At 39.3% G+C, this 6348-nt stretch carries 6 protein-coding genes; all 6 read right to left on the reverse strand.

The window, feature by feature from the left end; all coding sequences use genetic code 11:
- A partial coding sequence (locus ABDH28_05540) for a DNA-directed RNA polymerase subunit beta (protein ID MEN2998480.1) occupies positions 1-3722 on the reverse strand: 3722 nt, incomplete at its 3' end.
- Positions 3723-3830: 108 nt separating this feature from the next.
- Positions 3831-4226: a 50S ribosomal protein L7/L12 gene (rplL, locus tag ABDH28_05545; protein ID MEN2998481.1), complete on the reverse strand. Its 396-nt coding sequence runs from the start codon at positions 4224-4226 to the stop codon at positions 3831-3833.
- 48 nt (positions 4227-4274) lie between these two features.
- Positions 4275-4790, reverse strand: a complete 516-nt coding sequence (gene rplJ, locus ABDH28_05550; protein MEN2998482.1) for a 50S ribosomal protein L10 — start codon at positions 4788-4790, stop codon at positions 4275-4277.
- Positions 4791-4801: 11 nt separating this feature from the next.
- A complete protein-coding gene (rplA, locus tag ABDH28_05555; GenBank protein ID MEN2998483.1) occupies positions 4802-5509 on the reverse strand; it encodes a 50S ribosomal protein L1 in 708 nt (235 codons plus the stop codon).
- 9 nt (positions 5510-5518) lie between these two features.
- Positions 5519-5947 (reverse strand): 50S ribosomal protein L11, encoded by a 429-nt coding sequence (gene rplK, locus ABDH28_05560; GenBank protein ID MEN2998484.1) that lies wholly within the window; start codon positions 5945-5947, stop codon positions 5519-5521.
- Between the two features lie 129 nt (positions 5948-6076).
- On the reverse strand, positions 6077-6348 hold a 272-nt coding region (locus tag ABDH28_05565; GenBank protein MEN2998485.1), incomplete at its 5' end, for a hypothetical protein.

Here is a 6348-nt window from a genome sequence, read left to right on the forward strand (position 1 = left end):
ATCTTAAACTCTTCTTTCTTCTGCTCAGAAGTATCACAAGCCATACTCTCACCGTCTACGATACACTCAACGTTTAAGCCTAGAGCCTTGAGCTCCCTTACCAGAACTTTGAAAGACTCCGGAACACCTATATCGTAGTAATGTTTACCTTTTATGATAGCCTCATAAACTTTCTTCCTTCCCTCAATATCGTCAGATTTCACAGTAAGCATCTCCCTCAGGGTGTAGGCTGCACCGTGAGCCTCTAGTGCCCAAACTTCCATCTCTCCTAACCTCTGACCACCAAACTGAGCTTTTCCACCAAGAGGCTGTTGAGTAATCAGAGCATATGGACCGATAGATCTAGCATGAATCTTATCTTCAACCATATGAACAAGTTTCATTATATAATGCCCTCCTACCATCACTTCAGACTCAAAATACTCGCCGGTCCTACCATCTCTCAACCTAACCTTAGAAGTTTCCGGTAACATAGCTTTCCTAAGCTCAGCTTTAACTTCTTCGTAACTTGGACCTTCAAAAACTGGAATTCTATACTGGAATCCTAGCTTTATCCCAGCCCAACCTAGCATCGTCTCAAACAGCTGTCCTAGATTCATTCTTGACGGTACACCCAGAGGATTAAGAACTATGTCAATTGGTGTTCCATCGGGTAGTATAGGCATATCTTCTACTGGAGCAATTTTGGCAATTACCCCCTTATTGCCATGTCTTCCGGAAAGCTTATCTCCAACCTTTATTTTCCTCTTCTGGGCGATATAAACCTTTATAAGCTCTTTCACACCTATAGGTAGTTCATCCTTGTTTTCCTTCGTAAATCTATCAATCCCTATGACTATACCCCCTTCTCCATGTGGAACCCTCAGCGAAGAATCCCTAACCTCTCTAGATTTTTCACCAAATATGACCTTCAGTATCTTAAGTTCAGGTGTATCAGGTTCCTCACTCTTAGGAGTAGTCTTTCCAACAAGTATATCCCCAGACTTCACATAGGTGCCAATTCTAACTATTCCATCTTTATCAAGATGCTGTAGATATTCCTCAGAAACCCCTGGAATTTCCCTAGTAACCTCCTCATCACCAAATTTCGTAGACCTGACCGCAACCTCGTAATCGTAAATATGGATGGAAGTAAGTATATCTTCATTGACCAATCTCTCACTTATAACAATAGCATCCTCGTAGTTATAGCCATACCACGGCATGTAAGCTATCAAAACATTTGTTCCGAGCGCCAATTCACCATTGTCCATCGCAGGACCATCAGCTATAATCTGACCTACTTCAACCCTTTGCCCCTTATCAACAATAGGCCTCTGGTTATAACAAGTATTATTGTTAGTGCTGTAAAACTTCATAAGAGTATATTCGCTCCTAGCTCCATCAACTATAACTTGTCCTTCTTTAACCTTCTGTCCTTCTTCAACAACAATAACTGGCTTCCGAGAATAGCGGGTAGTACTTTCAAGATCATAGATCTTCTCTAAATCATACTCGGTCTCTGTTTTATCAATACCCTTGATAACAATCTTTGTTGGTGAAACCTTTTTCACAACACCTGCCTTTTCCGCAACAACTTTTTTATCATCATCCTTCACGATAATATGAGTAGAAGAAACTTTTTCAACAATTCCTGACTTTCGTGCAACAACCCCATACCCTACTTGCTTGGCAACAACTTCCTCCATTCCAGTTCCCACAATTGGAGCCTGAGGCCTAAGAAGAGGCACAGCCTGTCTCTGCATGTTAGACCCCATAAGCGCTCTATTAGCATCATCATGCTCAAGAAATGGTATCAAAGAAGTAGAAACACTAAATACCTGCTTTGGAGAAACATCCATAAACTGCACTTTCTCCCTCGGAACCTTAACAAACCTACCTTTGTACCTAACCTGAATCTCTTTGTTCACAAGCACATTATTCTCATCAACAGGCTCAGTAGATTGACATATATAATAGTCCTCCTCCTCTATCGGGTTAACATACCTAACCTCGTCTGTAACTTTACCATCAACTACTACCCTGTAAGGCGTCTCAATAAAACCGTAATCGTTAACCTTAGCGTAGGTTGCAAGAGAAAGAATAAGCCCTATGTTCTGCCCCTCAGGAGTCTCAATAGGACAGAGCCTGCCATAATGCGAATAGTGAATATCTCTAACCTCAAACCCAGCTCTCTCTCTAGTAAATCCTCCAGGGCCCAGAGCAGATACTCTTCTCTTATTCGTAAGTTCAGATAGAGGATTTATTTGATCCATAAAGTGCGACAATTGATTAGTCCCAAAAAACTCCCCAAGTGAAGAACTGAAAGGTTTCGCCATTATTATAGCCTGAATAGCTGAGTCTCCTCTATCGTCAGCACTAAGCTTATCCTCAACAACCTTTTGCAACTTAGCAAACACTGGCAACAGCTGTTGGTATACTAACTCTCCAACTGCTCTAACTCTTCTGTTACTCAAGTGATCAATATCATCAACTATCTCATTTGTAGAGTATATGTGAAGCAATGTCTTTATTGCCCTAACTATATCCTCCTGAACCAAATTCCAGACAGAGGACAAGCTCTTCTTCTTTTCCTCTGAGGCATCCTTATAAAGCCTAAGCAAGAGCTTATACCTACCAACTTCACCTAAGTCAAAATTCCTTACATCGTATAACTGCTTCTGAATCTCCTTCATTATGTTTTCTCTAGTTGGACTACTCAATGTTCCAACAGTTCTAACCTGCTCTGCCACTTTCTTCACAGCCCTTTCTGCAAGTATATCTTCCCTACTTACAGATTTATGCAAATCCGACAAAGCTTCGTCAGAAGAAATTGTTTCTAGCTCTCTCCTAATCGTATTAAATAGCGGTTGAAAATTCCTTATACTCTCCTCAGAAATAATCTTCACCTTCTTGTTCTTCAAAGTAGAAATAAAATTGACGAAAGTATCCATATCAACAACATTACTTTCCTTAACAGTTATCTGAGACTTTGAAACTTTCGCAACTTTAGTGCAAACAGGAAACAGCACATTACCATCTTCATCTAAAATATCCTCATACAGGTAGAAACTTCTGAAAGTTAAATGACTTGAATCTGAAAGATCTATCTCTTCGTAATTGAAGAAGTTTTTGATCATATCCGCAGAGGTCATTCCAATAGTTCTCAAAAAGTAAGTAAGTAACATCTTCTTCTTGTTATCAATACTGAAATACATAAGCTCCTTTCTAAGAGCAATGCCAAATTCCAACCACATACCCTTCTCAGGCACTATCTTACACGAAAGCTCTCCTTTGCGGTTGCTGAAAATTATCCCAGAAGACTTTATAATCTGGCTGACAATAACCCTCTCCACACCATTTATAATGAAAGTAGCCCTATCAGTCATCAGAGGTATATCACCAACATAAACCCTCTGCTTCTCTATAACCTCCTTGGTTCTAGCATTAGATATCCTAAAACTGATTCTAACAGGAGCAGAATAGGTCAGATTTTTCTTTATACACTCTTCAGGAGTATGGAACGGCTCATCTATGGAGTAAGACACAACATCAAATTCAATATCCTCTTTTCTTACCGGAAAGAAAGTCTTAAACAACTTCATTAGCCCCTTAACCGCTCTTTTGTCATGAGGAACATCCTTCTGCAAAAACGACTCATATGACTTCTTCTGAAGCTCTAGAAGGTAAGGAACATCATAAGAGAAATTAACCTTCTTGAAAAACTTTTTTTGAAACTTCATACTACACCTCTAGAAACATAAGATCAAGATAACTTAAAGAAAGTACGAAAACAATCTCCACAAGCATTAACTATTTTTCTTGAAAGAGAGGACAACCGTCCTCTTAGGCTACTTTAACTCTACAACTGCTCCTGCTTCCTCAAGAGCTTTCTTTATCTTCTCTGCTTCGTCTTTTGAGACACCTTGTTTGACAGCTTTCTGACCACCACTCTCAACTATATCTTTTGCATCTTTTAAGCTAAGTCCTGTAATGTCCTTAACAACTTTTATAACCTGCAACTTAGCATCCCCAACTTCCTTTATGAAGATATCAAAATTGGTCTTCTCTTCAGGCTCCTCAGCAGTAGGAGCAGAAGAAGCAGCTACCGCAGCAGTAGCAACAACAGGCATAGCAGCACTTACCCCAAACTTCTCCTCCAAAGCTTTCCTAAGCTCAACCAACTCCATTACCGTCATACCCGATATAGCCTCAACTAATTCTTGTACCGATAACTTACTTGCCATATATACCTCCTATCAATATATCCACTTGTGTCATAAGACACATAAATTCTACTTTTTATCCTCAATAGCTTTAAGAACAAAAACAAAGCTTTGTATGACATTGCTAAGAGTATAAACAAACGAAGAAACACTACTCCCAATTGCCCCAACAACACTACCAATAAGCTCCGCCTTTGAAGGAAGCTTTGACATTTCTATTGTTGCATCTCTGTTGAAAATCTTACCTTCAAAAAGAGAGTTTTTTACCTTAACAGGAGTGTCCTTCTCAAGTTTAATCAAAAACCTCAGCACATCAAAAAACGCATTATCATTAGCAAAAACAACACCATTGACACCAGTGAAAACCTCAGAAGCATCTATTCCCAAATTTTCCTTAAAGAACCTATACCCCAGCGTATTCTTGACTACTTTATAAAACGCCCCCTTCTTTCTTATTTCCTTCCTCATACTATTCACTTTCTCAACATCCATTCCTGTAAAATCCAAAAAGATCATATTCGCTCCATAATTTTGATACGCCTCTTTTATCTCGTTGTAAAGCTTTATATTTCTCTCACTTGGCATAAAAAAACCCCCTAAACACCAAGCTTAGAAGCTTCTTGCAAAACCTGAGTTTTATTGAGCTTAACACCAGGACCCATAGTTGAGGAAATACTAATATTCTTTATAAACTCACCTTTATAATCCGCAGGTCGTGCTTTGTTAATCTCCCTAACAAGAACAAGAATATTCTCTTTTATCTTACTCTTGCCCATACTCTTCTTACCAACGGAAACATGAACATTACCAGTCTTATCAGATCTAAACTCCAACTTCCCCTTCTTAAACTCCTGAACAGCCTTAGATACATCAAAAGTAACTGTTCCCACCTTTGGGTTTGGCATAAGCTTTTTTCTTCCTAAGATCGGCCCTAACTTTGAAACCTCCTTCATCATATCAGGAGTTGCTATAACAACATCATAATCAATCCACTGCTCTTTTAGTACCTTCTCAATCAACTCTTCTGCACCAACGTAATCTGCATTTGCTTCCTTTGCTTCTTTTGCTTTGTCACCTTTAGCAAAAACCAACACTTTAACCTGCCTGCCAGTTCCATGTGGTAAAGAAACACTACCTCTTATGGATTGCCCCTGTTTAAGCCCTGTCTTTATCGCTACATCTACGCTCTCATCAAACTTAGCATTCGCAGTATTAAAGACAATATCTAATGCAGAATCTAAATCATAAAACCTTTCTTTATCCACAAGCGCAACATTCTTTAGATATCTCTTACTCCTTGCCATACTTCCTCCTCACTCCTCAACCTCAATACCCATATTTTTTGCCGTGCCTATAACCATCTTCTCCACAGCCTCAATCGTAACCGCATTAGTATCAGGTAACTTTATCTGAGCAATCTTTCTTATCTGCCCCTTAGTAAGTTTACCAACTTTCTGAAGATTAGGCGCAGAAGAACCCTTTTCTATTCCTAATTCCTTCTTTATAAGAACAGAAGTTGGTGGAGTTTTAATAACAAACTCATAGGTCCTATCTGTATATACAGTTATAACAACAGGAACTATCAATCCCTTCTGATTAGCAGTTGCTTCATTGAACTTTTTAACAAAATCCATTATAGGAACACCATGCTGACCCAAAGCAGGACCAACCGGTGGAGCAGGAGTTGCCTCCCCCGAAGGTATTTGAAGCTTAACAACTGCCTTAACCTCTTTCTTTGCCATAACTTTTACCCTTTAAAGGTAAAGTAAATTATAAACCTTTTTTCAAAAAAAAGTCAAATTATATCAACTAATTACACATCACCTCAAGATACCTTCACAACCCTATTAAGCATCAAACATACCCCTGACTCAGTCAAGCTTAGGATAGTCCCAGATATACAACTCATCAAATACACCACATGCATTCATATACATATTCCTATCCTCACCAGGATACCAACCCCAGTGACCCGATGCTCCAATAGAAACATACTTCATAAACTTCGACACACTCCTTATATCCTCAGCAACCCTTATCACCTCCTCACCATTAATATACACTTTCACAGAATACCCTCCCAAAACCCCCTTGTCCCTACTCCAAACTACCCTAAACCTCATCCACTCACCAGCCCTAAATT

This window comes from Brevinematia bacterium, assembly GCA_039630355.1.
Taxonomy (GTDB): domain Bacteria; phylum Spirochaetota; class Brevinematia; order DTOW01; family DTOW01; genus SKYB106.